The sequence below is a fragment of the Actinomyces sp. oral taxon 181 genome (genome assembly GCF_018370895.1).
Lineage (GTDB): Bacteria > Actinomycetota > Actinomycetes > Actinomycetales > Actinomycetaceae > Pauljensenia.
The window spans coordinates 140003-166373 of record NZ_JAGYZL010000003.1; the positions used below are offsets into that span (position 1 = coordinate 140003).

Annotated in this window: 23 protein-coding genes; 4 read left to right on the forward strand and 19 right to left on the reverse strand. The window is 55.7% G+C overall.

Translation table 11 applies throughout. The features are described 5' to 3' along the window. Positions 1-28: 28 nt before the first annotated feature. From KHW85_RS02505 to dinB, 13 genes are all read right to left on the reverse strand, one after another. The gene (locus tag KHW85_RS02505; RefSeq protein ID WP_291458670.1) at positions 29-1132 is read right to left on the reverse strand and encodes an FtsQ-type POTRA domain-containing protein; all 1104 of its coding nucleotides are present in this window, start codon (positions 1130-1132) and stop codon (positions 29-31) included. Further along, positions 1129-2535, reverse strand: a complete 1407-nt coding sequence (gene murC, locus KHW85_RS02510; RefSeq protein ID WP_291458671.1) for a UDP-N-acetylmuramate--L-alanine ligase — start codon at positions 2533-2535, stop codon at positions 1129-1131. The genes KHW85_RS02505 and murC overlap by 4 nt, the downstream gene beginning before the upstream one ends. Continuing rightward, complete coding sequence (gene murG, locus KHW85_RS02515; protein WP_291458672.1) at positions 2532-3659, reverse strand: undecaprenyldiphospho-muramoylpentapeptide beta-N-acetylglucosaminyltransferase; 1128 nt, start codon at positions 3657-3659, stop codon at positions 2532-2534. The genes murC and murG overlap by 4 nt, the downstream gene beginning before the upstream one ends. Then, positions 3656-4939, reverse strand: a complete 1284-nt coding sequence (locus tag KHW85_RS02520) for a putative peptidoglycan glycosyltransferase FtsW (RefSeq protein WP_009747967.1) — start codon at positions 4937-4939, stop codon at positions 3656-3658. Before KHW85_RS02520 ends, murG begins: the two co-directional genes overlap by 4 nt. Beyond that, the gene (gene murD / locus KHW85_RS02525) at positions 4936-6390 is read right to left on the reverse strand and encodes a UDP-N-acetylmuramoyl-L-alanine--D-glutamate ligase (RefSeq protein WP_291458673.1); all 1455 of its coding nucleotides are present in this window, start codon (positions 6388-6390) and stop codon (positions 4936-4938) included. The genes KHW85_RS02520 and murD overlap by 4 nt, the downstream gene beginning before the upstream one ends. After that, on the reverse strand, positions 6372-7457 hold the full coding sequence (gene mraY / locus KHW85_RS02530; protein WP_291458674.1) for a phospho-N-acetylmuramoyl-pentapeptide-transferase: 1086 nt from the start codon (positions 7455-7457) through the stop codon (positions 6372-6374). Before mraY ends, murD begins: the two co-directional genes overlap by 19 nt. Continuing rightward, positions 7454-8848 carry a UDP-N-acetylmuramoyl-tripeptide--D-alanyl-D-alanine ligase gene (gene murF, locus KHW85_RS02535; protein WP_048712185.1) on the reverse strand — a complete coding sequence of 465 codons (1395 nt, stop codon included), beginning with the start codon at positions 8846-8848 and terminating at the stop codon, positions 7454-7456. The genes mraY and murF overlap by 4 nt, the downstream gene beginning before the upstream one ends. A gap of 42 nt (positions 8849-8890) precedes the next feature. Next, positions 8891-10594, reverse strand: coding sequence for a penicillin-binding protein 2 (locus KHW85_RS02540; RefSeq protein WP_291458713.1), 1704 nt, complete (start codon positions 10592-10594; stop codon positions 8891-8893). Between the two features lie 56 nt (positions 10595-10650). Next, the gene (locus KHW85_RS02545; protein WP_009747962.1) at positions 10651-11046 is read right to left on the reverse strand and encodes a hypothetical protein; all 396 of its coding nucleotides are present in this window, start codon (positions 11044-11046) and stop codon (positions 10651-10653) included. Beyond that, positions 11043-12056 (reverse strand): 16S rRNA (cytosine(1402)-N(4))-methyltransferase RsmH, encoded by a 1014-nt coding sequence (gene rsmH / locus KHW85_RS02550; RefSeq protein ID WP_291458675.1) that lies wholly within the window; start codon positions 12054-12056, stop codon positions 11043-11045. The genes KHW85_RS02545 and rsmH overlap by 4 nt, the downstream gene beginning before the upstream one ends. 72 nt (positions 12057-12128) lie before the next feature. Further along, a complete protein-coding gene (mraZ, locus tag KHW85_RS02555) occupies positions 12129-12560 on the reverse strand; it encodes a division/cell wall cluster transcriptional repressor MraZ (RefSeq protein ID WP_291458714.1) in 432 nt (143 codons plus the stop codon). Between the two features lie 333 nt (positions 12561-12893). Beyond that, on the reverse strand, positions 12894-13265 hold the full coding sequence (locus KHW85_RS02560) for a DUF3040 domain-containing protein (protein ID WP_291458676.1): 372 nt from the start codon (positions 13263-13265) through the stop codon (positions 12894-12896). A gap of 9 nt (positions 13266-13274) precedes the next feature. Then, a complete protein-coding gene (gene dinB / locus KHW85_RS02565; protein WP_291458677.1) occupies positions 13275-14492 on the reverse strand; it encodes a DNA polymerase IV in 1218 nt (405 codons plus the stop codon). Between the two features lie 30 nt (positions 14493-14522). Here dinB and KHW85_RS02570 point away from each other — a divergent pair, with 30 nt between their 5' ends. Further along, positions 14523-15320, forward strand: coding sequence for a fused MFS/spermidine synthase (locus KHW85_RS02570; protein WP_291458678.1), 798 nt, complete (start codon positions 14523-14525; stop codon positions 15318-15320). Here KHW85_RS02570 and KHW85_RS02575 read toward each other — a convergent pair. Beyond that, entirely contained in the window at positions 15317-16504 is a 1188-nt protein-coding gene (locus KHW85_RS02575; protein ID WP_048712193.1) for a PAC2 family protein, read from the reverse strand. The genes KHW85_RS02570 and KHW85_RS02575 overlap by 4 nt on opposite strands. A 174-nt stretch (positions 16505-16678) precedes the next feature. Here KHW85_RS02575 and KHW85_RS02580 point away from each other — a divergent pair, with 174 nt between their 5' ends. Continuing rightward, on the forward strand, positions 16679-18934 hold the full coding sequence (locus tag KHW85_RS02580; protein ID WP_291458679.1) for an AAA family ATPase: 2256 nt from the start codon (positions 16679-16681) through the stop codon (positions 18932-18934). A 90-nt stretch (positions 18935-19024) separates the two neighbouring features. Here the strand turns inward: KHW85_RS02580 and nrdR are convergent, their stop codons facing one another. Further along, on the reverse strand, positions 19025-19507 hold the full coding sequence (gene nrdR, locus KHW85_RS02585; RefSeq protein WP_034250985.1) for a transcriptional regulator NrdR: 483 nt from the start codon (positions 19505-19507) through the stop codon (positions 19025-19027). 71 nt (positions 19508-19578) lie between these two features. Continuing rightward, positions 19579-20025, reverse strand: a complete 447-nt coding sequence (locus KHW85_RS02590; RefSeq protein WP_291458715.1) for a LysM peptidoglycan-binding domain-containing protein — start codon at positions 20023-20025, stop codon at positions 19579-19581. Between the two features lie 194 nt (positions 20026-20219). Here KHW85_RS02590 and lexA point away from each other — a divergent pair, with 194 nt between their 5' ends. Then, on the forward strand, positions 20220-20906 hold the full coding sequence (gene lexA / locus KHW85_RS02595) for a transcriptional repressor LexA (protein ID WP_291458680.1): 687 nt from the start codon (positions 20220-20222) through the stop codon (positions 20904-20906). Positions 20907-20988: 82 nt separating this feature from the next. Here the strand turns inward: lexA and KHW85_RS02600 are convergent, their stop codons facing one another. From KHW85_RS02600 to hflX, 3 genes are all read right to left on the reverse strand, one after another. Beyond that, positions 20989-21975, reverse strand: a complete 987-nt coding sequence (locus KHW85_RS02600; RefSeq protein ID WP_019127166.1) for an L-lactate dehydrogenase — start codon at positions 21973-21975, stop codon at positions 20989-20991. Between the two features lie 94 nt (positions 21976-22069). Beyond that, the gene (locus tag KHW85_RS02605) at positions 22070-24019 is read right to left on the reverse strand and encodes an ATP-dependent DNA helicase (RefSeq protein WP_291458681.1); all 1950 of its coding nucleotides are present in this window, start codon (positions 24017-24019) and stop codon (positions 22070-22072) included. Next, positions 24016-25563, reverse strand: a complete 1548-nt coding sequence (gene hflX, locus KHW85_RS02610; RefSeq protein WP_291458682.1) for a GTPase HflX — start codon at positions 25561-25563, stop codon at positions 24016-24018. The genes KHW85_RS02605 and hflX overlap by 4 nt, the downstream gene beginning before the upstream one ends. Positions 25564-25702: 139 nt before the next feature. On the opposite strand from hflX, the gene KHW85_RS02615 reads away from it, so the two are divergent. Further along, on the forward strand, positions 25703-26320 hold the full coding sequence (locus tag KHW85_RS02615) for a methyltransferase (RefSeq protein WP_291458683.1): 618 nt from the start codon (positions 25703-25705) through the stop codon (positions 26318-26320). Positions 26321-26371: the final 51 nt, after the last annotated feature.

Genomic DNA, 26371 nt, shown 5'->3' on the forward strand with positions numbered 1-26371 from the left:
CAATTCGCGGGCGTGTCGCTTCTCTAACTTAAGAAGTGACAGGATGCACGGGCGAGGACACATCATAGTTCCGTGCCTGACGCTGCGAAATCAAAACAGCCGCAACTTTTGCCTTGAGCTCATTGTCCTTCGCTACTCCCCAATTGAGCGTTCGAGAATTCGTCAAGGTCATGGAGATAGTTTGGCCATCGTGAGTGATCATCGCGATATTCGAGCGCAGATCATCCCCCATCACTGCCCAAATCGCCGCGACATCAGCTGCAGCTTGTGCGCGCTGATCGCCGTCGGGAAGGGTCGTTGGAGCCATTCCCTCGGGAGCTGTTGAGACAGAAGAAACCGTTACTCCCTGATCGTCGACCAAAGCCCAAGAAGAACCGTCTTTCACCGCCAGAATCGCTTGCCGCGGACGGATCTGAACGGTTAATCCACGCGGCCAAGAACGCTGGACATTAGCCTCACGAACCAGACGCACCTTCGCGATTTGCTCGTCGATCGCAGAAGTCTTTAGACGTGGAAGCGGAACAGAGGCATAAGGCTCGATCGCGGCACGCACATCGTTTTGAGTAGTCGTGTCATCACCGAGTCCCTCGATCGACACCTTAGACATATCGAGAGCAAAAAGCGGCGAGAAGAAAACTCCCCACACCAAAGCACACACGACAATGACAGCGCCACAGGCGGAGGCAACTCGCGTAAGGAGAAGACGTCGATGCGCATGCGTGCGTTCACGACGCCTCTCGTTCAAATCAGCTGTTGCGCTCTCATCGCTAGACCCCAAAATCGCAGCCGCATCCGATTGCCCCAATGGGCGGTTGAGCAGTTCTCCGCTACTGGGTGACTGTGCTCTTGCCTCGCGCCTCGCGCGACGCAACTCGCGATTTCGTTTCCTACGCGCAGCGCGTTCTGTCTCTTCTTTCTCCTCGGCCGACGAGGCCTGAGCCAAAGAGAGCGCAGGACGATCCGAAATCGAGACCTCGGGAGACGAAGCGACGGTATCGGAAAAGGAACCTTCCCCGAATGCTTCCTCAGGCGCGGCAAAGTCCTGCGGGGACGCAGAAGAAACCTCTGGCGCAGAAGAGCCCTCGGGCGCGGAAGAAGAACGGGAACGACGGGGACGCGGAGGCTGCTTCACTGGCCGCTCCCCTGCTCCTCGTGCTCCCACTCATCCAGAACATCGCTACCGGCCTGCGTAATTGAGCCAGCACCCATTGTGACTAGGATTCCGTCCTCGCCGAGCTCGTTGGCAGCCATACGTGCGGCCTCATGCATATCTGGAACGTAGTGTGCTCGAGACAGATGCGAAGTAATAAGCTGCGAAGTCACGCCGGGTACCGGATCCTCGCGCGCGCCGTAAATATCGCAGACGTAGACGTGATCCGCATGCGAAAGCGCCTGGGCGAAGCGCTCGGCAAAAGCCTGAGTACGCGAATACAAGTGCGGTTGGAAAACCACGCTTACTTCCCCATCACCGGCCGCAGTACGAGCCTGCTGCAATGCTGCAGCGACCTCGGTGGGATGGTGTGCATAGTCATCAAACAGGCGGCGAGTGCCAACTTGTCCCTTGAACTCGAAGCGCCGAGAAGTTCCAGCGAATGCAGCCAGAGAGTGCGCCATAGTCTGCGCATCGGTTCCCAAGCGAACTCCTGCAATCCATGCCGCACAGGCATTGAGAAGATTGTGAATCCCAGGAACTGCCAGATGAATTTCGGCCTTCAAATCGCCCCAGGTCAGCAGCGCCGAAGCGGTATGGCCATCAGTATGAGCCTCTTCGATGATGACATCTGCGCTTGCGCCCAAGTCTGCACTCTCATGACCGGAGCGCGCATAGGTCACGGTATCGATGCCCTGGGTTCGAGCATATCGGGCCAAACGTGCACTACCACCATCTTCACCGCAGCACACCAGGGTTCCACCCGGGCACAGGCAGCCAACAAAATCAACGAAAACCTGCTCGAAAGCTTCGCGCGAACCATAGCGATCCAAGTGATCAGGTTCAACATTGGTGACAATCTCGATCCAGGGAGTGTAGTTGAGGAAGGAGCCATCAGATTCATCGGCTTCGGCAACAAAAACATCGCCGCTGCCCAAGTAAGCACCCGACCCCAGCTGAGGAATCACCGCACCAACCGCAATCGACGGATCTTCACCGGCATCACGAAGGGCCATCGAAAGCATCGCTGAAGTCGTCGTCTTCCCGTGTGCTCCTGCAACCGCCACAAAACGCATACCGCTTGCAGCCAGAGCCAGAGCCTGGGAACGGTGAATGACGCTTTGTCCACGTCGACGGGCCTCGGCCAGCTCCGGGTTAGTCTCACGCACTGCGGTGGACACAACAACTACCGCGTCAGCGGGAACATGAGCAGCATCATGTCCGACAAAAACTTCAATTCCTGCATCACGGAGGTGATCAAGAATGGGAGATTCCTTCTGGTCAGAACCCGAAACCTCAAGACCGCGATCCTTGAGAAGCTCAGCAACCACTGACATCCCAGCGCCGCCGATACCGATGAGATGGAAGCGATGGGAAATACTCACTTCTGTTCCTTCTTTTGAAGAGTCGATTCAATAAGATCAGCAAGTTGTTGAGCGCCATCGGGGCGCGCAAGCGCACGGGACGCGATGGCCATTTCAGAAAGTTTTTCGCTTCCCAACAGCGGAAAGATCGTGCCTCGAACGTAATCGGCAGTCAGGTCGTGGTCAGCAACAAGAAGCGCACCACCCTGGGCAACATGATCCGCGGCATTCAGCTTCTGCTCTCCATTACCAATGGGCAGTGGAACATACACGCAGGGCAGTCCGAGTGCGGTCATTTCAGCAACCGTACCCGCACCCGAGCGACACACGACCAAATCAGCAACGGCAAGCGCATCTTCCATCGTTGAGAGGTAGTCAATGACATGCCAACGATCCGCAACGCCTGCTGCCTTCACCGCATCGCGAACCTCTTGGTCTTTCCCCTTGCCGGTGAGGTGAACGACCTGCACCCCGTCGGGCAGCTCAGCAGCGACTTTCACCATCGCACGGTTCACATTGAGAGCCCCCAAGGAGCCACCGGTGATGAGCAGAGTCTGCATATCGGGGTCGACCCCCAACTTCGAGGCCGCCGAGCGGCGCGCAGATTCACGTCCTTCTTCGGTGGTACGAGCGGCGGCAAGAGCCTGGATGGCGGGACGCAGAGGAAGACCCGTCACCACAGTTACTCCGTGCTTCGCCTTTAGAGGGGTCGAGGGGAAAGTCAATCCCAAGGCCGATGCCCAGCGTGCACCTACTCGGTTGGCAAGCCCGGGACGGGCGTTCTGCTCATGGATGATGATCGGAAGGCTCATCTTTCGTGCGGCAAGGTAGGCGGGAGTAGAAACATATCCGCCGAAACCAACGAGCGCATCTGCTCCGCTCAGGGCTGAGCGACACTGCGCGATCGCACGCTTCATACGCCCCGGAAGAGAGAAGAACTGCAGAGAAGGTTTACGCGGCAGCGGAACACGCTCAATAGTCACCAACTCGACACCCGCCGCAGGAACCAGCGTTGTTTCCAGCCCTTGAGAGGTTCCAAGAGCAACGACGTCATAACCGCGTGAACGAAGTTCCAATGCGGTCGACAGTAAAGGGTTCACGTGCCCAGCGGTGCCACCACCTGCAAGAACAATCTTCTTTGTCATCGTCTTCCTTCCGTAGATCCAGCGCTAGCCTTTCCCGCGCGGCGACGACGACGCGAAAGCCGAGGGTCGCGTGAGGATCCAGCCGAGAATTTCAGTCCCATAGTCATACCCGCGTTCTCGCGCGCGCAAGCAGCAACCAATGCAATAGCCGAAATCGTAAAGAGGTAGGACGAACCGCCATAAGACACCAGTGGCAGAGGCACACCAATAACCGGACCAAGCCCAGTCACAGACGCAATATTAATAATCGCCTGAATGCCGATCCAAGCAGCGACGCCACCACTCACAATTGTTGCGAAGAAGGAGTTCGTTGAGTGGATGAGCCGTACCATCCCCCAAATCATCAAACAGATACACGCAACGATGGTCAGCGTCCCTAAGAGGCCGAATTCTTCGCCAATAATTGCCAAGATGAAGTCGGTGTGCGCGGCCTGGAGATAGTTCCATTTTTCTCGCGATGCGCCGGGACCAAGACCCGTTAGCCCGCCAGAGCCAAGTGCCCACAGCGCGTGGTCAATCTGTTCGGGGGCCGAAAGGTTACGCGCGGGACGATTCCACGGAAGAACTGCAAGAATTCGCTTCATTCGCGTGGGATTTTGGAAAACTAAGAAGGCAGCAATAGGAATCGCGGAAAGAAAAATAACTGCAAACCACTTGCGCGGAAGCCGTGCAACCCAGATTGCGCCGAATGCACCCGCAGCCATGACCATTGCGGTGCCCATGTCCTTACCGAGCATAACGTCAACAAGAGCGCCAAGAATGGGAAGCCCTACCGTGACTGCCATCTGTCGCCAGTCATTTCTGCGAGCGCCTTCCCGCGACAGTGAGCGTCCCAAGGCAACGATCAACGCCAGTTTGAGAAACTCCGAGGGCTGGAATGTTCCAAGTCCGGGAAGCGACACCCAGTTAGTGTTTCCACCCTGTGATGCCGCCAGTGGCGTCATGACTAGTGCCTGAAAAAACAGCGCCGCAAGATAAATAGCCGGTGCGAGGCGGTACCACACTGCTGAGGGGATTCTTTGGATAAAAATCGCCGCTAGCAGGAAGGAAACACCGATAATGAGCAGCTGACGCAAGAATGCCGCGTAGGGACTGCCGCCACTGGCGATAGTTGTAACGGCAGAGGCTGAAAACCCCATCACCAAACCGAAAACGGTCAAAATGAGCGCGGGGATAACAATCAGATAGTAGGTGGCGACAGGCGAATACACCCGATCTCCACGTTCTTTCGACGCAAATTCGAAACGCGGGATATGCAGGCGCTCCAGTAGGGAGCTCATTGCGCCGCCCAATTCGCTTCAAGACGTTTAACCGCATCGCGGAAAACATCCCCACGTTGCGCATAGGAACGGAACTGATCCCAGGACGCACACGCGGGTGCAAGCACAACAGTATCTCCCGGGCGGGACAACGCCACGGCCTCGTTAACGACAGAGAACATCCAGTCCTCGTGCCCGTCGACCTCAACGAAGGGAACTTGAGGCGCGCGCTGGCGCAGCGCGTTCACAATCGCACTGCGATCCTTGCCAATGACAACAACCCCTCGAAGAAGAGGAGCGACGCGAGTAACCAGGTCGCCAAACTCTTGGCCCTTCGTATCTCCTCCTGCGATCCACACCGCAGTGCCGGGAGTAATTCCAGACAGCGAAGCCACGGCCGCATGAGCATTTGTCGCCTTAGAGTCATCAATCCAGGTGACATCGGCAGCATGTGAAATCACTGCACGGCGGTGATGAGCGGGGGTAAAGCTTCGAAGACCTTCCGCAACTGCTTCTGGTGGAACGCCAAAGGCGCGCGCAAGACCGGCTGCAGCAGTTGCATCCATACGCGCAGCATCCGTAACACCGTCATGGTAGGCAACACGAAGGTCATCGACTTCAGCTAAGAATTGGGCCTGCATATGGCGTTTCTCAACAAAGGCACGCTCAACGAGCGCATCCTCGACCCAACCAACCTGAGAGATTGCGGGGATCCCCAGGGTCAATCCAATTGCCCGGGCTCCCTCGACGACATCGGCCTCGGCGACCATGTTCTCCACGGTGATATCGGATGCGGGATAGAAACACGCTTTTTGAGTCAGGTGATAAACCTTCGCCTTATCTGCTGCATAGGCCTGTGCACTGCCGTGCCAATCAAGATGATCGGCGTCAACATTCAGACACACAGAAGCCAGCGGAGAAACAGTCGAAACGGTATGCAGCTGGAAGGAAGAGAGCTCGACAGCGAAGACCGTTGCATCGGTATCAATGGCTTCACAAATGGGAAGGCCGATATTGCCAACTTCGACGGCGTCCTCACCAGCTGCTCGCAGCATCGCTCCCAGCATTCCAACCGTCGTTGTCTTGCCGTTTGTTCCAGTAACGCATAGCCACGGACGGCCAGCGTGCTCGGAATCTTCTTGAAGACGCCAGGCCAGTTCGACCTCGCCAATCAGCTCAATACCAGCAGTTTCAGCCACAGAAAAAATGGGATGATGAGCGGGGATTCCCGGAGAGACAACAATGCAATCCGGCTTCCAATCAATGACCGCCTGAGCGAGCGCATCAGAATCAGCCTCGCTGACAAAATCGACATTCGCGTCGTTTTCGGACTGGTCATCCTCGCGGGCTCTACCATCAAAGGCACATAGCTGCGCACTGCGTTTTACAAGTGCGTGTGCTGATGCCTTCCCAGACACTCCCCAACCGAGGATTGCAAAGCGGCCCTGCCAATTCACAGTTGCGACACCCATTCCGCGTAGAAGAGACCGGCTCCCATCACTGCGAAAAGCGCTGAGATGAGCCAGAAGCGAATAACGATGGTGATTTCTTTCCAGCCCTTGAGCTCAAAGTGGTGGTGCAAAGGAGCCATTCTGAAAACACGCTTGTGAGTGAGTTTGAAGACGCCGATCTGAATGACATCCGAAAGAGTTGTGATGACGTAGAGCCCGCCAATCAAAATCGCAAGGAACTCAGTGTCGGTCAGGATTGAAACACCGGCGATAGCCGCACCAATGGCCTGAGAGCCGGTATCTCCCATAAAGATCTGGGCGGGCGAGGCATTCCACCACAGGAAGCCCGCTAGGGCCCCAACCAAAGAGGAGCAGAAGATTGCGATGGAAAGAGGATCTCGGGTGTCGTAGCAGGCGGCAACATTGACTGTGTCACCCCAGCAGGACTGGAGCAGCTGGAAGTACGAAATGAAGGTGTAGGCGACGAAAACAAAAATACCTGCACCTGCTGCCAAGCCATCCAAGCCATCAGTCAAGTTCACGGCGTTGGACCAGGCGGCAACGATGAAGTTCACCCACAAGACAATGAGGATGACTGCCGCAACAATCCCCCACTGGGTGAAGGTCAATCCGAGGGGACGAGCAAGAGAAATATCAAAGATGCCCGGGGTGCGGCCGTGAACATTCGGAATCGTCAAGATGCCCCACGTGAACAGCGAGGCAATAGCCACTTGGCCGACGATCTTTGCCCATGCATGCAGGCCAAGCGAGCGCTGATGCATGATTTTTAGTGCGTCATCAAGCAGTCCGATGAACCCGATCCCCACGAAAAGGAATACCAAAAGGATTCCCGACCACGAGGGAAGCCCGCCGTTAATCAGGGTTCCGATAAACCATGCAACGACAGTGGCAAAAATGATGACAACGCCGCCCATTGTTGGGGTGCCGCGCTTCGTCATATGCGACGTCGGGCCATCTTGACGAATGAACTGTCCGTAATGGTTGTGCACCAAGTAGCGGATGAACAGTGGGGTGAGCGAAATGGAAAGGACTAGACCAACTGCAAAGGCAATAATGAGTCCAATCATAAAGTGCCCTCCTCCACTAGGTGATCGGCGACCTTCCAGGCACCGGAGCCATTCGAGCCCTTGATGAACACAACAGAATTATCTTCCAGTATGCCGTCTAATGCACTAAGTACCTCGTCAACATTCCGCAGGTGACGGTGAGTGTGGTCCTCGCCTCGCTCAGTGAAGTAGTACTGCGAGTCCTCCCCCAACGCAAGAACGCAATGAGCACCCGCTTGATCGAAGAAGCGCGCAACCTGTTCATGGGTACTTTGCGAGGCTTCACCAAGTTCAAGCATTCCGCCGGCAACAACGATTAGCTGTCGGCCCGCCGCCAAATCTCCAGCGGCTTTACATCCCGCGCGGAAAGAATCAAGGTTTGCATTGTACGAATCATCGATGAGAGTCACCTTCTTACCCTTGAGGGTAAGTTCATGGATACTCATTCGATGTGGACTGGCTGGCCTGCGGCCCTCAACAGCGGCGCAGGCTTGATCAAGATCAATTCCAAGCGTCCATGCTCCGGTAATTGCAGCAAGTGCGTTGGCAACATGGTGAATACCAACAAGTCCCAGGTGCACAGGGATCACTCGCCCATCGAGGTGGAGTTCGAAAGAGGCTTTCCCCTGTTCATCCAGGGAAATTGCGTGGGCGCTGCTATCTGCCTGGCGATTTCCCGAGGCCGAGAAGGTGACCACTCGCCCGGGTGCGTAAGCAGCCATCTCCATGACGTGCGGGTCGTCAAAGTTCAAGATTGAGCTTCCCGATGGCACGAGGCCTTGAATCAACTCAGCCTTGGCATCGCGTACCCCTTCAACAGAGCCGAAGCCCCCGAGGTGTGCATGTCCAACCATCAGTTCAATTCCGGCGTCAGGTGGAGCAATCCGCGTCAGATATGCGATATGCCCAGGTCCAGAGGCCCCCATTTCCAGAACAAGGTGGCGCGTGGATTCATCGGCACGCAGAACCGTCAAAGGAAGCCCGACCTCATTATTAAAAGACAGCTGAGGAGCAACTGTCGGAGCATCGGCGCTCATGATCGCTGCAAGAAGGTCTTTGGTCGTTGTTTTTCCGACCGAACCGGTCATTGCAATCACATCCAGCTTCTGGTGTGAACGCAAATCTGAAAGGTAGGCTCGAGCCAATTCACCCAGCGCGATGGTCGAATCCTCGACAACAATCTGCGTCAAAGGCGAGTCACACAGGTGTTCAACGATTGCCGCCACCGCACCATTTTGCGCAGCCGCGTCTAGATAATCGTGGCCATCGCTATTTTCTCCACGCCGAGCAACGAAGAGAGAGCCTTGACGAATTTCGCGTGAATCCGTGTCAACTGTCCCGGTGACCTCGACGTCGTTTCCGTGGAGCTGTGCGCCCAATGCCTGAGCGATCCAGCGACTGGACCTATGCATTCTTCTCCTTAGGGTCTACCCAACGGTCTGGACACTAGCCTACTAGGGTGTCGTGGGATACAGCTGGGCACTTTCTGTAGACGCGGGGATCCCGAGGTTGCGAACAGCCTCGGTCGTGACTTCACTCCACAGCGGTGCGGCCGCATCAGAGGACAAACCAGCAACACGCGGGTTGTACAGGACAACCGAAATAGCCAAGCGCGGTGATTCCGCTGGAACCAGACCAGCAGTGTTCGAAACGACCGCATCCGCGCCATTGACTTTAATATCTGCAGTACCCGTCTTGACTGCCACGCGGTAGCCTTCAACCTTTGCGAGTTGACCGGTACCCTGCTTATCCATAACAACAGATTCCATCATGGTGATGAGTTCTTTTGAACGATCCGCGGACATCACTTGCTTCGGCTGAGGAGCCGTAGCTTTCTCGGCGCGCCCCTGCGAATCGACCGTTGAGTCGATAATTCGAGGCGCGATCATCACACCACGGTTTCCGATTGCCTGAATGAGTTGATTCTGTTGGACGGCGGTAACAGCGTAGGACTGCCCGAACATCATCGTGTAGCGATCTCGGCCTTGAATATTGTCGAAATCTCGCATGATGCCCTGAGACTCGCCCGCCAACTCGATTCCAGTGGGCTGGTTAAGACCCATCTTCGTCATGAAGTCGTAGCGATCACGATCGCCCACCTGCTCGCCAATCTCAATCGTTCCAACGTTCGAGGATTCCGCAACGATACCGGTCGACGTCAAAGTCTCAGTTCCGTGCTCGTGGTAATCCTTGATCGGACCGCCGGCATCGGGAGGGTTAATGCTATACGGGACGCTGTATTGACTCGTTGGCGTAGTCGTTCCCTTTTCCAGGGCCGAGGCCACAGTTAGCAGCTTGCCCACCGAACCCGGTTCGTAGGGAGCCTGCACCCCCATGACAGATTGAGGTTTTGCGGCATCCGGCGTCGTGGACCCCGAATCGGCAAGAACAAGAATACGTCCCGTCGACACATCAGAAATGACGACGACTCCCCAGTCCGCATTGTGCTTACGAACACGAGCATCCAAAGCATCTTGAACCAAGTGTTGAAGATCTGCATGGAGGGTCGTACGGACCGATCCTCCGTCTTGAGGCTCCTTTGTGACCTTCTTTCCACCGGGCATCACCGCGCCGTTGGGAGAGATCTCATAGGCCTCTTCTCCAGAGGTTCCCTGCAAGAAATTATTGAAATAGGCCTCCAAGCCAGAGACACCGTCTCCTTCGGCATTGACGGCGCCCACGATCGGACCGGCTGTATTGCCATTGGGATAGGTTCGATCAAAGACCGCTTCCCATTCAATACCGGTGATGTCGAGCTTGCGGATTTCACGATAGGTGACCGCATCGACATTCTTTTTCAGATAGACGTAGGTCGAATCCCCAAGCATCATGCCGCCCAGTTCCGCTTGGCTGATACCAAGAAGAGGAGAGAGCTGTTTTGCTGCCTCAGCGGGACCACGGCCGACAACATTGCCGTTGTCATCTTTATGCTCGTAGGTCGTAATCGCTTTCTGATTTACCGCAATGTGGTAGGCCTGAACCGAATCGGCCAGAACGACACCGTTAACGTCAAGAATTTCCCCACGTTTTGCGCCAATTTCACTGACGGCTGTGCGTACTCGTTCCCCCTCGGAGGCAAGGGTCGAGCTTTGGAATACCTGAATAACGATGAGCTGCAAGACGCAGAACGCAAATCCCAAGAACAGAAGCCCGGACATCCAATTCGCGCGATGAGGCGATGTGTCAGGCGCCTTGAAAATGCGTTGCAACCTGCTCATCGCGCGGCTACACCACCCTCAACTTGGCCATCGGCCAAACGGATTGTTCCCAGCTTTCCTGCGTGCACCATTCCCTGCGCCTTCGCCGCTTTCTCGAGCTCGACGGGAGAAGCCTTCTCCTGAAGCTGCGTCTGCAGGGTCCACGATTGCGCCTCCAACTCATTGAGCTGGATCTGGTATTCGCGAATCTGGTAGGAGGTCTGGGCCATGTGCGTGTTGATCAGCATCGGCACAACAATGGCGATAGCAATCATCACCAGAGCAACAAAGGTCATAGGGATGACCGAGCGGCGAGGCTGGTTAGCCTTCACCACTGTGAGCAGTGGGCGTACATCTTCACGTACGTATGCCGGACGAGAGGTCGCGCGTGCGCGCGCGGTGGCTCCGCTCATGGTCGTTCCTTCCAGGGGCGTATCATCTGTGCGCCGCGCAGCCGCACGGAAGCGGAGCGCGGATTATGGGATTTTTCTGTGTCATCAGCCAGCTGTGCGCCACGTGTCAGTAGACGCAAGCGAGCTTGAAGTTCTTCGGGGATCATGGGCACACCAGCGGGGGCCTGATCCGTGGCACCGCGACGGAAGATGTCCTTCACCAGACGATCTTCAAGGGACTGGTATGACTCGATGACAATTCGACCGCCAACGCGCAGGTGCGCAAGAGCGGCAGGAAGCGCGGCCTCGAGAATGGTCAGTTCGTCGTTGACCGCAATACGCAGCGCTTGGAAGGTGCGCTTTGCGGGGTTACCTCCCGTACGGCGTGCCGGTGCGGGAATACAATCGCGAACGATTTGAGCCAGCTGGGAAGTGCGCGTCAGAGGCTCGCTCTCTCGGGTGGCGACGATACGTCCAGCGATCTTCGAGGCGAACTTTTCTTCCCCGTAAACACGAAGAATCCGCGTAATTTCCTCTTTCGAGGCCGAGGCCAAAAGTTGCGCTGCACTGATGCCCGTCTGGGGGTTCATTCGCATATCAAGCGGGGCATCATGCGAGTAAGAGAAGCCTCGGTCTTCTTGGTCCAACTGGAGGGAAGAGACACCCAGATCCATGAGGATCCCATCGACCATTCCAGAGGGGGCGTGCGCAGCAACCTCATCCATCTTGTCGTAAGTGGTGTGGAAGGCACGGAAACGCGGGCCAAAAGCTTCAAGGCGCTTCGATGCGAGGGCGATCGCCGAAGGATCTCGATCGATACCGAAAACGGTGAGCTGGGGGAAACGTGTCAGTGCCGCTTCCGTGTGCCCACCCATTCCGAGAGTCGCATCGATGAGAACAGCGCCAGGAGCATCAATTGCAGGCGCAAGCATGTCCAAGCACTCATTGAGGAGAACAGGAACATGCAGCTGCGCGGGATCGCGGTCGACAGACACTTCTGCCCTCCTTCTGTGTGATGGGTGCCCGTCCATCCAGGTCCCCCACCGTGCTCTGCCATCGGGGAAGTGACGTCAGAACAACGGGAGGAGACCTGGAAGGGCGGACTAGAACATTCCTGGGATAATTTCGTTTTCTGTTTGCGAGAAGACGTCTTCCTGGACGGACAGGTAGTCATTCCATGCCTGTGAATTCCAGATCTCTGCGCGCGAACCCGCACCAATGACGGTGAGCTCACGATCAAGACCGGCGTATTTGCGCAGATCCGGCGGAAGAGTAATTCTTCCCTGTTTGTCCGGAACCTCCTTATACGCACCCGAGAGCAACACGCGGATATAGTCGCGTGCCTGTTTGGAGGACAGTGGAGCCCGGCGAAGCTCAACCGTCATCTGCTCAAACTCTTGGGCAGGAAAGACATAGATGCAGTGCTCTTGCCCTCGAGTGAGGACAATCCCACCTTCCATATCCTCTCGGAATCGGGCAGGGAGGATCACGCGTCCCTTGTCGTCGAGCTTTGGCTCGTAGGTACCAAGGAACATCATTCACCACCTTCCCCTATGTGACATCTTCCCCCACTTTACTCCACAAATTGCCAATTTGGTGCGATTTCGACACATGTCTCATATATTTCTAGCAATAAATCTGCTAGATTCCAATGAAAATTTGAGGTGGAGGAAAGTGGGGGAAATTTTCAGAGTTTCTCGTTAGAAATCTCAGAAATAGCGATTTTCTGCAGAAAATGAGTCTCCACGAGCACCGATGGTGGAAAGTGGAGACTCATTGGAAAATAGGAATGAAGGTTTAGCCCCTGCCTTCGGGAGGGATAAAAAAATTCCTGGTGACGATGTCACCAGGAATCAAAGCAATAAGAATTAGCGATCGTCCGAACGCCGATCCCACTGTTCTTGTTGACGTTCCATAAAGGAGCTTCGCTTTTTGCCCGAACTCGAGGAACTTCCCTTCGCAGTGAGTGCATACCAAGCGCCACCGACCATCAAGAGGAAGCCGGCTACTCCAACGATCAGAGAGATCACCGAATAGCCAAGAGACACAGCGGCAATCAAGACCAGAAGCCCAACAACGATCATCAGTGCGCCAGCAGCGACTTTACGCGGCGACAAACGAGCAGGCTGCTGCTCCACATTGGCATTCGGACGTGAATGATCATTGAAGGAGGCAGGCTGGGAGCCAAACTGCGCCTCCATCTCTTCGAGAACTTGCTTCTCATAATCCGAAAGTGCCATAACCCCATCCTACTTGTTTTCTTCAAGCAGTGATGCAAGCGATATCGCGCCTGCACCATATTTTCCCCGGATTTTATCCATAGCGCGCTCGGCCGCTTGAGGGCGTTCATCCTGATCAAGGGCAACTTCGAATCCCTCATCTCGCGCAATTAAGCCCTCAGCGCGAACGCCAAATAGTCTCACTCCCCCACTTGGAAGAGTTTCCCGTTCAAACAGCTGGTGAGCAGCCACAGCGATTTCTCGACCTAGATCCGTGGGTACTCTCAGTCGTTGCTGACGTGTAATGGTCGAAAAATCCGCCCCGCGCATTTTGATTGCAACCTGTTTACAGAGCCAATTTCCCGCACGTAACCTCCTCGCACATTCGTGAGAGGCCTTCGTAATGAACTGATCAAGAAGCGCCCGATCGCGAATATCGGTTTCGAAAGTACGCTCCATCCCCACCGATTTTTCTTCACGCGAGACAGTCACTGGCCTCGGGTCAATCCCCCATGCCAAATCATGAAGACTGTGAGCCGCAGCAGCACCGAGCAATCGTGATAGCCGAGGCAGGGGGTGCGCCGCCAATTGCCCGATTGTTTCGATTCCTTCACGCTCAAGCACCTGCGCGCTCTTGGCGCCAACGCCCCAAAGTGCACCCACGGGAAGGCCATGAAGGAACTCAATCGTGGCCTGGGCAGGAACTAAGAGCACACCATCTGGCTTCGCATTCGAGGAAGCAATTTTTGCCACCGATTTTGTCGACGCAATCCCAACGGAAGCAGGAAGACCAATTTCTTCTCGAATCTGGCGTCGAATCTCGCCGGCAATATGCATGGGCTTGCCGAAACGCAAGCGCGAACCACGAACGTCAACGAAGGCCTCGTCAACGCTCACCTGCTCAACGATCGGGCTGAAGCGACCAATAACTGACATGACACGCTTCGAATACTCACGGTAGAGCTCAAAATGCCCGGGAACGAATACGGCGGTGGGGCACAGCGCACGCGCTCGCGCGGTTGGCATTCCTGCGCGCACGCCCAAAGCACGAGCCTCGTAGGTCGCAGAGGTCACGACACCACGATTGCTACTCCCGCCGACGATCACGGCTTTGCCTAGCAACGATGGGTCTTCACGAATCTCCACCTGCGCGAAGAAGGAATCCATATCGATGTGCATGATGTTCGTCTGGGAATCGTCATCGCCCCAATAGCGTTTTCCACGGCGGTCGCGCGGAGCATTCGACATCGTATCCTCCTTCCCACGTACAGTAGCCCTATGACTACTCTAGACTCCCCGTCAATCGAGATCCGCTGGGACGGCCCGCGAGCGACCCTTCTCATTAACGGAGCGGAGTCGTCGTGTATCGATACTTCTGATCCCAGTTACCTAGATTTCGAATACATGCAGCATGCGACCTGCGCACTGCAAGCAACTTACGCAGCCAATGACCCCATTCGCGTATTACATCTGGGGGGCGCGGCGTGTGCGCTCCCCTGGGCCTGGTCCATTCTCTTCCCCGCCTCACGCCACACCGTTGTTGAGATTGACCAAACTATTGCGCAATTCGCTCGAGATCACTTTGATTTACCGCGTTCTCCAATTCTAAAAATCCGCATTGGCGAAGCTCGTCAAGTGATCGATTCCCTGCGAGAATCTTCCTTTGATGTCATTGTCCGCGATGCTTTTGCCGGAGAATCTGTCCCCCCACAATTGAGGACCTTCGAGTTCGCAGCTCAGTGCCAAAGGGTCCTCCGAAAGGACGGGATCCTCCTTGAAAATAGTGCGCACGGAGGTGGCGACAACGCGCGTCTGGATTTAGCTGGGATGAGTGAATCCTTCGCAGACGTACAAGCACTGTGCGATCCCAAAGTTGGTCGCGGAGCTCGCCGCGGAAACATCGTTTTCCTTGCACAAACTACTCCCGGCCGCACCGATGAGGTTGAGCTTGACCGCCTCTTGCGCAAGCTTCCCCTTCCCGCCCGCCCGCTGCGCGGGAAGGAACTGGGTAAGTGGCGCGCTGGGATCCGTCCTCTCACCGACGAGGCCGTCGGCTGGGCAGAAAGCGCGCTCTAGTCCTGCGGCTTGGTGTCGTCCTCAGAATCAGCCTCGACTTCAGCCGGCGACTGGGTCGTCTGCTCCTCAGCGGTACCTGATTCCCCAGAGACCTCTACTGAGGTTGCATCACCGCGGTGACGAGGAGCATGAGGAACGGTGCTGCCTTCGCCTTTCTTTTCACGCTGCGCGATGCGCTCAAGTGCCTGAGCTAATAGCTCCTCGGTTGAGGGTGCCTCAGCGGGAGTCTCCGCCAGCTCTTCAGTAACGTCTACGCCAGCAGCACCATCGGTCACCGAGGCAAGGTAGGCCTCGATCGCGTCGGTAATGCCGCTCGCATCGCTCTCTTTATCTTGAGGATTTGGGACATTAAAAGCTGAGGGAACAGCATTGAGGGGAATTCCCAAGCCATCTCCCGAGAAAGAGTCGTAGTGCTCTTCCAATGCACGAACGGTGTGCTGAACCTCCGGGTTGGCATCGACAAGGGCTGCGAAGGTATCCAAATCCTCTGCTGCTCCCTGCTCCAGATCACCAACGGGTAGGGAAAGGCCCGAGAACTCAGTAAGCTTACGCAAAATCGCTGAGGAGGCTGCAGGATAGGCCGACTCTGACATGTAGTAAGGAACGATCGCCAAGAGAGTCATCCCATCGATCCCCGCTTGTTTCAGCTTCCACTGTAGGAAGGACACAATCGACCCGGGGAATTGCATAGTCGCAGCCATATGCGGCTGCGCAGGAACAAGGGAGGCATCGGTCGTGTGGACATGAACCGGAGTTGGGCGCGTATGCGGTACGCCCGAAGGGACACCGGTCATCCCAAATACGACCTCGACGCCGGCATCGCTGACGATCTTACGAACACGTTCCGCGAACTCTTCCCAGCGATAGTCCGGTTCAGGACCGTGGAGCAAAAGGAAAGATTCTCCTCGATCATCACGCAGAAGATCCAAAGAAATCTTCGGAAGCTCAACCTCCTGCGTCACCCAGTTTTTTACCGTGATCACTGGTCGATGTGAACGATAGTTAATGAAGTCTTCTGCTTCAAAGTCAGCAATATGCGTGGTTGGAAGAGCGCGCAACATCTGTTCAGCGGCCATGCGACCGGATGCTCCCGCATCCATCGCGCCATCGAAGTAGATGACCAGAATTCGCGCGCGAATCGGGGGAGCCTGGTGGTTGTCCCCATGAGTCTGGGTTTCGGTCATGTTCCCCTCCTTCGGTTTCCAACCGTCTCAACTGGTATCACTCATTCTAAAGCTACATTGTTGAGCCGCCCTAGGCGCGGCTAATCCCACATTTGCGCCATCGGCTTAGAGAGTGAAAATCGCTGGAAATTAGGGCAAAATAGAACGCCAGACTTTTTCTACCGGAAGGTCCCAATGTCTGACTCCGCTCGCGTTACTACCCCAGTAGCTGAAGAACAAGAATTCGTTGACCGCGCGTACTCGCGATTGGATCAACTGCGTTCTCAATACCGCGAGCAGCGTCAGAAGATCGATGCTAATCACGGGGTCGGTAATGCTCAGGGATGGACTGAGCGCGATGCTCTGGCCACTCACTTTGCCGAATTGTCTTCCCGATTGGATAACGTCGAAGAGCGGTTAGTATTCGGGCGCCTCGACATGAAGGACCACGCGACCCACTACATCGGTCGAATCTCTCTTCTCGATGAGCATTCCTCTCCCCTTCTTGTCGACTGGCGTGCCCCGATTTCTGCACCTTTTTATCAAGCGACAGCCCAAGAGCCTCTGGGAGTCGTTCGCCGCCGACATATTGCGACTCGCGCGCGAACAGTTACTTCGGTTGAAGATGAACTTCTTGATGTCGATCAAGCACAGCATCAAGGACTCACCCTCCAAGGTGAAGGCGCTTTGATGTCCGCACTCTCTTCGGCGCGTAGTGGCCGAATGGGAGATATCGTTGCAACGATCCAGGGCGAACAGGACCGAGTGATCCGTGCCAGCGATCGAGGAATCCTTGTGGTTCAAGGCGGCCCAGGCACAGGCAAGACTGCCGTTGCCCTACACCGAGCCGCCTATCTTCTCTACACGCAGCGCGAGAGACTTGAACGTTCGGGAGTACTCATCATTGGTCCCTCTCGCACCTTCCTCCGTTATATCGAGCAGGTTCTTCCATCCCTCGGCGAATCCGGTGTCGTACAGATGACCATCGGTGACATCGTCCCCGGCTTGAGTGCACAAGACGATGATCCCGTCAATATCGCTGCGATTAAGGGACGCGCGGCTTTCAGTCGTATTCTGCGCGAAGCGGTCCGCCTGATCCCCCGTCTTCCCGATCGCGATCAGGTTCTTCAAGTCTGGAATCGCCGCGTTACTTTGCGAGTGAAGGATGTGCAGGAAGCTCTTTCGCGCGCGCGCCGAAGCGGACGTCCACACAATGTCGCGCGAGAGTCTTTCGCGATGGGCCTTATGGAGCTTCTTGCTGGACGTTTAATCGTCGAAGCTGGGGATGCATCCAGCACGGCAGACATCGATCCTGATGATTTGAGGACCTGGATGTCTGAGATCCGCGACTCCGTCGATGCCCGTCGGGCAATTAACTTGGCGTGGATGCCCACACAGGCCCCTGCCTTCCTTCGCAAGCTGTGGTCGCGCCCTGATCTCTTGGCCCAAGCGAACCGTAAGGCAGGCACTCCCCTGTCGGTCGAAGACTTGAGCCTCTTGTACCGAGCTCAAGATGAGCCGCTCACCATTTCAGATATTCCGCTGATCGACGAACTCGAAGAGCTCTTGGGGACGCTTGATCTCGCCTCAGCCCAAAAGCGCCGAGCCGAAGAACAGCGAGAAAAAGAGGAACGGGAGCGCGCGAACGAGGCCTTGAAGGCAACGGGCCTGGGCGGAGGAATCGTCACCGCAGATATGCTGATGCGCCAGACTCAGGAAGCGCCCTCGCTCCGGCCGCTGGCTGAACGCGCACGGGCAGACCGTTCCTGGACTTATGGGCATATTGTCATTGACGAGGCCCAAGATCTTTCCCCTATGGCGTGGCGTTGCCTTTTGCGACGCTGCCCAAGTCGTTCAATGACGGTTGTTGGTGATCTTGACCAAAAACGAGGCCATCGACGTCCAAATTCGTGGAAGCAAGCTCTTGGCCCAGCGGCTCGCGCCTTCAGCGAAGAGTTCGTTCTTTCAATTTCATATAGGACTCCTCGGGCCTTAACTCGAATCGCACAGGCTGTTATGGCACAGCACGGTACGCCGGTTCTCTACCCCATGGAAGCTGTTCGGGATGTTCCCGACTGCTATCAGGTTTCACATACGCAGAAGGACACGCTCAAGGAATGCGTCTCTCAAGTCGTCTCCACAATGGAAGAACGCCTTGACCGCGAAGAGGGCGAGGGAAAGGGACGTATTTGCGTTATCGTTCCTGATGCTCAGGCGCAGCTGTGGCATGCGGATGAATCAGGGGCAAGCGCTTTGGATCAGCGAGTGAGTTATCTGACTGCGGCTGGATCTAAGGGTTTGGAATTTGATTCCGTCGTTGTTGTCGAACCGGGCGCCATTCTTGATCAAGGTAGCGGCGACCTTTTCGTTGCTCTCACCCGCGCAACTCACGATCTGCATGCCGTCACAACTACACAGCTGCCACGTGGCATGGAAGAGTGGGACGCCTAAAGGCGCGATATCTAAGCTCTTTTAGAGCTGCTTCTACGCGAATTTTCTTGGAAAAGGCAGGAGTGTTATTCGCTCAGCTGCAACCCTGACCTATTTGTTCTTCGCAGTCTTTGTCGCCTTTTTAGCCTGAGAACGTTCGCGGAGTGAATCAATCGCATCTGCAAAGTCGTCTAGCGAATTAAACGCGTGATAGACGGAGGCAAAACGTAGGTATGCGATCTCATCAAGATCCTGAAGGAAGGGCAGAATCGCTTTCCCAACTTCATCGCTGGATACAGAAGAGACGCCGGATGTACGAAGATGCTCTTCAACCTGTTGGGCTAAAAGTGCCAGCTCATCATCGGAAACAGGACGCCCTTGGCATGCTTTCCTTACCCCAGCAACAACCTTATTTCGAGAAAAGGGCTCGATGACACCAGAGCGCTTAACAACTTGGAAAGAAGAGGTTTCCAATGTTGTGAAGCGTTTCTTACATGAGGTGCATTCCCTGCGCCGGCGAATCGAGGCGCCATCATCCGCAATACGTGTATCAACCACACGCGAATCAGGGTTATGACAGAAAGGGCAGTGCACCCTCTAAAACTACGGTTGATCGATCAGATTCGCAACTAAGACACCACGCGACAGGGAGAATAAAACGCAGGTCAGCGAGTCGGGACGCGCACTTCCTGACCAACTTGCAATGCACCCTGAACATCATTGAGCTCTTTGATGTCATTGACGACATCTTTCAGTGGACGGGTGGTCGAGACTCCCTGGGCCAAACTCCACACGCTATCCCCGCTTGCCACAGAAACCACACGGGTCGGACCGTCGTAAGGCTGAGTTTGCAAAGCAAGACCCGCACCAACTGCAATTCCCGTAGCGGCAATGAACGCTAGAGTACCGCTCAGCAAGCGACGAAGCCCCAGAGACGAACGCGTTGCGACGACCGGGCGACGACGCATCGAAGGATCATCATTGCGAAGGAGCTCACGGCGACGTCGAGCCGATGGCGCCTGACGAATGTCATAAACAGAGGCCAGGGATTCCTCGGAGACGAGTTGAAGGTGCGGGCGACGAGCCCCCTCTTGAGACGCTGCAACAGTCATTGTGCTCACGATGTTTCCCTTTCAGTCGTACAGGTGTTCGTCGAACACTTGTACGATAGCAATTCTTTTGAGAGATGTCGAGCCACTTTCGAACATATGTTTGATTTACTCAATTTCTCCCGTATTCTTGACACTGTGAGTGGACCATTGCACACGCTCATTTCTGTCCAGTTTTTAGTTCCGAAGGGATTATCGTGAGCAGCGACACAGAATTGACAGGTCGACAAATCGAAATTCTGCGCCTGATCAACACCGAAGTGCGTCGACGCGGCTTCCCTCCTTCGGTACGTGAAATCGCGCAGATCGTCGGACTTTCTTCACCTTCGACGGTCAAGCACCACCTCGACACACTCGAACGCCTTGGCTACCTTCAAAAGGTCCCCGGGCTTCCCCGAGCACTCGAAGTGTCCGAATCTGGACGAACTCTTCTCGGCGAAAAAGACGCGAAAGCCTCGTCGCCCCAAGAGATCGTGACGGTCGAAATTCCAACCGGTCACGTAGACGAGGACGCCTCAGCAATTCCCCTAGTCGGGCGAATCGCTGCAGGTGCGCCGATCACCGCCGAACAGGCAATCGAAGATATCTTCCAATTACCGACACGATTGACCGGTCATGGTGAGCTCTTCATGCTTGAAGTCCACGGCGATTCCATGGTCGATGCCGGCATCCTTGACGGCGATTTCGTTGTCATCCGCAGTCAATCCACTGCGATCAACGGCGAATTTGTTGCTGCAATGATTGACGGAGAAGCAACGGTCAAAGAATTTTCCAGAACATCTGACCACGTCTGGCTTCTCCCCCACAATCAGGACTATGCCCCGATCCCCGGTGATAACGCGACGATTATGGGCAGGGTCGTCACTGTCATTCGTTCGCTGTAGTAAATGGCAGTTTCTGAGACTTAATGGGTGTGGCCCCGACGCAATGCGTCGGGGCCACACCCATAAAATCAATCCCTCGAATTTAGAAACCCAAATCGCGGGCGACTTGACGAAGGCGAGTTGCCGATTCGGTCAAGCCATCGCGCTCGGCAAGAGTGAGCGGCGGGTTCAGCACGCGGCCCGCGCCATCGCGGCCAACCAGGGTCGGTGCCGCCATGCAGACATCCGAGATGCCTTCCCAGTCTTCAAGGAGCGTTGAGACAGTCAGCACACGCTGTTCATCACGCAAGACCGCACGTGCGATATTCGACCCAGCCAAGCCGATTGCGTAGTTTGTCGCACCCTTACCTTCAATGATCTTGTAGGCAGAGTTCACGACGTCCTTTGCAATCTGTTCGCGAAGCTCAGTATCAAAGAGTCGGCCCGAAAGCGTCGGTCCCCAGTGGCGCAGAGGAACATTACCGATCTCAGCGGAAGACCACAGCGCAACTTCAGAATCTCCGTGCTCACCGGCGACATACGCGTGAATGTTCTGAGTGGCAACACCTGTTTCGCGAGAAACGAGGTAGCGCAGACGCGAAGTGTCCAAAACCGTACCTGAACCGAAGACCTGGTTACGCGGAAGGCCCGTAATCTTCAGCGCTGCATAGGTCACGACATCGACGGGGTTCGTGATGAACATAAAGCGAGCCTCGGGGGCAACGTTCAACAGATTAGGGAGGATCTTACGCATGAGGTCAACGGTGGAACCAGCAAGCTCCAGTCGCGACTGACCGGGCTTCTGCTTGGCACCGGCAGTGACGATGACCAGGTCTGCTCCACGGACGATCTCGACATCATCCGAGCCCTCAATGGAGCCAGAAGGAGTGAACTGAATGCCATGCGCCATATCCAAGGCTTCGGCTTCCACCTTCGGCTTGTTGATATCGTGCAAAACGATGTCACGCGCATCTCCGCGCATCAAGCAGGCATAGGCAACGGCAGTACCAACAGCGCCTGCGCCAATAATCGCAATCTTTGAAGGACGGCCAGAAGAGCTGGGATACAAACTTTGTGAGTGGGTGGGCATGAGCAACCTCCTAAACAAGTGAACAGCCCTATTCTCTCAGATCACCCTTCATCGTGATAGGCCAAAATCCCCTTATTGGACGAAGTGTGCTGCTTCAGTCTTCATGCAGCTCAGCATTGAGTCTTTCCAAAGCACCCGTCACAACATCGAGGTCACAGGTACGCCAAAACTCAGGCATCGACTGAATGATAAAACGCCCGTAGCTGCGGGACTGAAGCCGCGAATCAAGGACGGCAACAACGCCTCGGTCCTTATGGGATCGCAAAAGACGTCCGGCTCCCTGCGCCATCATGAGCGCAGCCCTGGTTACGCTCACTTGGAAAAAGCCCTTACCTCCCTGCCGATCAGCATCCTCGGTCAGGGCCTTGACGATCGGATTCTTTGGATGAGGGAACGGAATTTTATCGATGACAACCAAGCGACAAGAGTCCCCGACGACATCGACGCCCTGCCACAGCGACATCGTCCCAACCAAAACGGAATCACGCTTCGAACGGAAGCGCTTGATCAAGGCCGGTAGAGAGTCCTCTCCCTGGAGCAGCACCTCTGAGACACCCTCATCTCGAAGCTTTTGCGCACCCTGTCGCGCAGCCGCCCACGAGGCATAGAGAACAAGTGCTCCCCCGCCACTAGCCTTGACCAAAGAGACCATCTGCTCCATCGCTGCAGGGCTAGGTTGCCCATTACTCGGTGCCGGAAGCCCCGCAGCGATGTACAAGATCCCCTGGCGAGAAGCATCAAATGGTGATCCGACATCCACTCCCCTCCACGGCAGTGGAGCCAAATTTAGCCCCGTACTATACGCAAGCGAATCAAAACTCCCACCCAGACTTAATGTTGCGGAAGTCAGAATTGCCGGCCGTTGACCAAAGGCGTTGTCAGCCAAAGAAGGCGCAACATGCAAGGGCGCGATCATCAAGGATGACAGGCCTCGGTCTTCATCGCGCTCAACCCAGGTGACGCTCTTCTCAGCGTCTCTCCCCCACGCTTGCAGGACCTCACTAAGTTCATCACTGAAGGCTCGTACCAGCACTTTTGTTGCGGCCTCGAGTTGAAGGGCGGAAATCTGCGTATCAAGATCACGTTTAGCCGTGTCCAAGGCGGACATCACCGGTTTCAGGCTTGTCCGGTCAGTCATTAATCCGACTTGGAAGCTTTGAAGGGCGGCATCAAGCTGTGCGGCAACATGATCAAGCGCATCAGTGTCCACAGAGGCCAGACTTCGAAGCCTGCGTGAAATCCGCGTCATGGACTTCAAGGACACTGCAACCGAGGCCTGTTCGCGCACTCGCTCAGCAAGCTCATGAGCCTCGTCAACCGCGAGCGCGCCAATCGGCCCGAACAGATCGCTATCACTCAAAGCGCTGATCCCCAACAACGAATGATTGGTGACGACGACGTCGGCTTCTTGCGCGGTTTCACGGGCCGCCTGGGGAAAACAGTCATCAATCATCGGGCACTGTTTACCCAGACATTCCAAACGCGACACTGAAACTTGCGACCACGCTCGATCGCTTACCCCGGGATCGAGTTCATCTCGATCCCCCGTTTCCGTTTGCGAGGCCCAGCGACGTAAACGCACAATCTCCGCGCCCAACTCGCTGGCCGGCGCGGCCTCGTCATCATCATCGCGCTGGGTTGGGACGTCAAAGAGCGTTCCTTCCAGGGGGTATCCACCGCCAAGCCGGAAGGTGCACAGATAGTTATTCCATCCTTTGAGGAGGGCGACCCGAGGCCTGCGCCCGTGTACGTCTTCAATTGCTTGGGCTGCGACCGGGGCGTCTTTGGTGAGGATTTGGTGCTGGAGGTTCAGCGTCGCGGTGGAGACAAGGACTCTTTCCTCTTTGCTCACCGCAAAATCCATAAGCGGAATCAAGTATCCAAGAGATTTACCCGTACCGGTTCCCGCCTGAACGAGAAGGTGCTCCGGGACCTCAAGGGCACTGCAGATCTCCTCGAGCATCGTCTCTTGCCCGCTGCGCACTTGGCCGCCCATCTCGCGAACAGCCGCACTCAGCGCCTGCTTCGCCGTTGCGAGGCTCATTCGAAGTCCTCGGCAGGGGCCACCACGTCTGGCTCGGCAATGCCTTCGGAAGCCGCGCTCTGAGCTTCTCCCTGCGCAGGAAGAGCAACTGCACGTACTGCCGCAGCTAATGCTCCGTCTACGCGAGCCCGAATGCGCTCTCCCTCGCCAAGGTAGTCCTCCACAAGGACTTCTCCTTCTTCATGAATGCGATGAATGAGCGCTCCGTAAACATAGGGAACGACACAGTCAACGACCTCGCGTGGACGCGGGAGCATTGATGCGATGACAGTTTGAAGCTCGGAAATCCCCTCGCCAGTCACAGCACTGACAAGCACGGCACGCTCGCTCAGAGAACGGACAAATGCCCGTTGCTCATCACTGGCAAGATCTGCCTTATTGAAGACGATGAGCTCGGGAATATCGCGCGCTCCCTCAATCGTGTCTAGGACCGAATGAACAGCCTGGATCTGTCCAATCGGATCGGGGTGTGCAGCATCGACAACGTGAAGGATCACATCGGCCTCGCCGACTTCTTCCAAGGTCGAACGGAAGGCCTCAACAAGCTGGGTAGGAAGGCGCGACACAAAGCCAACGGTGTCTGAAAGCGTGTAGGCACGCCCATCCTCTGTTTGCGTACGACGGACCGTCGGGTCAAGGGTTGCAAAGAGAGCATCTTCAACCAAGACATCCGCACCCGTTAGGGCATTGAGAAGCGTGGATTTTCCAGCATTTGTGTACCCGGCGATGGCAACGGAAGGAATGGTTGAACGCGAGCGATTCGCGCGCTGCGCTTGGCGAGCCGGTTCCATTCGGCGAATCTGCTCGCGCAGTTTTGCCATGCGGTTTCGAATGCGACGTCGGTCCAGCTCAATCTTCGTTTCACCCGGACCTCGCGAACCAATACCTTCACCCGAGGCAACGCGGCCGCCAGCCTGACGCGACATCGAATCACCCCACCCGCGAAGACGTGGAAGGAGGTATTCCAACTGTGCCAATTCGACTTGAGCTTTACCTTCACGCGATTTGGCGTGCTGCGCGAAGATGTCCAAAATCAACGCGGTTCGGTCAACAACCTTGATCTTGACAACGTCTTCCAAGCCGCGTCTTTGGGAAGGGGCAAGATCACCATCAACAATGATTGTGTCTGCACCATCAGCAGCAACAAGCTCAGCCAATTCACGAGCTTTACCAGACCCCAAATAAGTTGCGGGATCGGGATGCGAGCGCTTCTGAATCACGCCGTCCAAGACTTGCGAACCGGCTGTTTCGGCAAGTGCTGCCAGCTCACGCAAAGAATTCTCTGCTTCTTCTTCAGTTCCAGTGGTACGCAGCCCTACAAGCACAACCTTTTCAAGGCGGACCTGCCGGTACTCGACTTCAGAAATTTCTTCAAGGTCGTTCGAGAGTCCTTGGATACGACGGGTCCCCGCACGTGCCTCTCGTTCAAGTTCACCCGCCTGCGCGTGATGGTCTTGTCCTTGAGTTGATTCCAGGGCGGTTCCTGTACGCGCCAGGATACGCGCGACAACACCTTTTGCCCGCTCAGTGGAATCTTCGGTCATTCAGTATCTCCAAGATGGTGAAAGTTCGTGTGGGATCCGCTTCTTATTTTCCCATGTTTGGCCTATCTATGGGCGCGCCTGTGGAGAAAAAGAAGAGAGTTTCTCGTCGGGCGTAGCACTTCTCAAGTACCCTTGAAGCGTGGATGAACAGTACTTCACCGATTCTGAACCTGCGTCAGCTGATGAGCTTCACCTGATTCGCGATCGAGTTCGCGGCTTCGATCTGGAGATGTGGGTGAGCGACCGAGTCTTTTCTGGTTCGCGTATTGATCTGGGGACCCGCCAGCTTCTTGCCGAGGCCCCCGCCCTCCCCGAGCGCGGTAACTTTCTTGATGTGGGCTGCGGCTGGGGTCCTTTGGCCGTCACCATGGGTTTGGAGTCCCCCGAAGCAAGTGTTTGGGCCGTCGACGTCAATTCGCGCGCGCTTGACCTGACCGCGCGCAATGCCTCCTTGAACGAGGCCGAGAACGTCCATACTCTGCATGCCGAAGAGGCACCTGAGAAGCTTCTCTCTCAGGGAGTCACCTTTGACGTGATCTGGTCTAATCCGCCTATCCGCATTGGAAAGAAAGCTCTTCATGAGCTGCTGAAGACGTGGCTTTCCATGCTGAGCAAAAACGGTGTCGCCTACCTGGTTGTTCAGAAAAATCTTGGCGCCGACTCTTTAACGCAGTGGCTGTGCCAGCAGGGTTTTCCCGCAGAAAAGATCGCTTCTAAAAAGGGCTATCGGATTATTAAAGTCCGTGCACATTCCTAAATCTGCATCCCGGTAGATACGGGATTGTTTTTGGCATGAATGAGTGGTGGG

Bases quoted from the DNA above. Each gene is read 5' to 3' on its own strand.
- KHW85_RS02600 (WP_019127166.1), bottom strand. From the start codon at position 21,975: ATGCCCACCCACTCACAAAGTTTGTATCCCAGCTCTTCTGGCCGTCCT.
- murF (WP_048712185.1), bottom strand. From the start codon at position 8,848: ATGCATAGGTCCAGTCGCTGGATCGCTCAGGCATTGGGCGCACAGCTC.
- KHW85_RS02540 (WP_291458713.1), bottom strand. From the start codon at position 10,594: ATGTCCGGGCTTCTGTTCTTGGGATTTGCGTTCTGCGTCTTGCAGCTC.
- dinB (WP_291458677.1), bottom strand. From the start codon at position 14,492: ATGTCGAATGCTCCGCGCGACCGCCGTGGAAAACGCTATTGGGGCGAT.
- KHW85_RS02570 (WP_291458678.1), top strand. From the start codon at position 14,523: ATGACTACTCTAGACTCCCCGTCAATCGAGATCCGCTGGGACGGCCCG.
- murD (WP_291458673.1), bottom strand. From the start codon at position 6,390: ATGGGTGTCGCAACTGTGAATTGGCAGGGCCGCTTTGCAATCCTCGGT.
- KHW85_RS02520 (WP_009747967.1), bottom strand. From the start codon at position 4,939: ATGAGCTCCCTACTGGAGCGCCTGCATATCCCGCGTTTCGAATTTGCG.
- KHW85_RS02560 (WP_291458676.1), bottom strand. From the start codon at position 13,265: ATGGCACTTTCGGATTATGAGAAGCAAGTTCTCGAAGAGATGGAGGCG.
- mraY (WP_291458674.1), bottom strand. From the start codon at position 7,457: ATGATTGGACTCATTATTGCCTTTGCAGTTGGTCTAGTCCTTTCCATT.
- KHW85_RS02545 (WP_009747962.1), bottom strand. From the start codon at position 11,046: ATGAGCGGAGCCACCGCGCGCGCACGCGCGACCTCTCGTCCGGCATAC.
- KHW85_RS02590 (WP_291458715.1), bottom strand. From the start codon at position 20,025: ATGACTGTTGCAGCGTCTCAAGAGGGGGCTCGTCGCCCGCACCTTCAA.
- hflX (WP_291458682.1), bottom strand. From the start codon at position 25,563: ATGACCGAAGATTCCACTGAGCGGGCAAAAGGTGTTGTCGCGCGTATC.
- murG (WP_291458672.1), bottom strand. From the start codon at position 3,659: ATGACAAAGAAGATTGTTCTTGCAGGTGGTGGCACCGCTGGGCACGTG.
- KHW85_RS02580 (WP_291458679.1), top strand. From the start codon at position 16,679: ATGTCTGACTCCGCTCGCGTTACTACCCCAGTAGCTGAAGAACAAGAA.
- KHW85_RS02575 (WP_048712193.1), bottom strand. From the start codon at position 16,504: ATGACCGAAACCCAGACTCATGGGGACAACCACCAGGCTCCCCCGATT.
- rsmH (WP_291458675.1), bottom strand. From the start codon at position 12,056: ATGGACGGGCACCCATCACACAGAAGGAGGGCAGAAGTGTCTGTCGAC.
- mraZ (WP_291458714.1), bottom strand. From the start codon at position 12,560: ATGTTCCTTGGTACCTACGAGCCAAAGCTCGACGACAAGGGACGCGTG.
- KHW85_RS02605 (WP_291458681.1), bottom strand. From the start codon at position 24,019: ATGAGCCTCGCAACGGCGAAGCAGGCGCTGAGTGCGGCTGTTCGCGAG.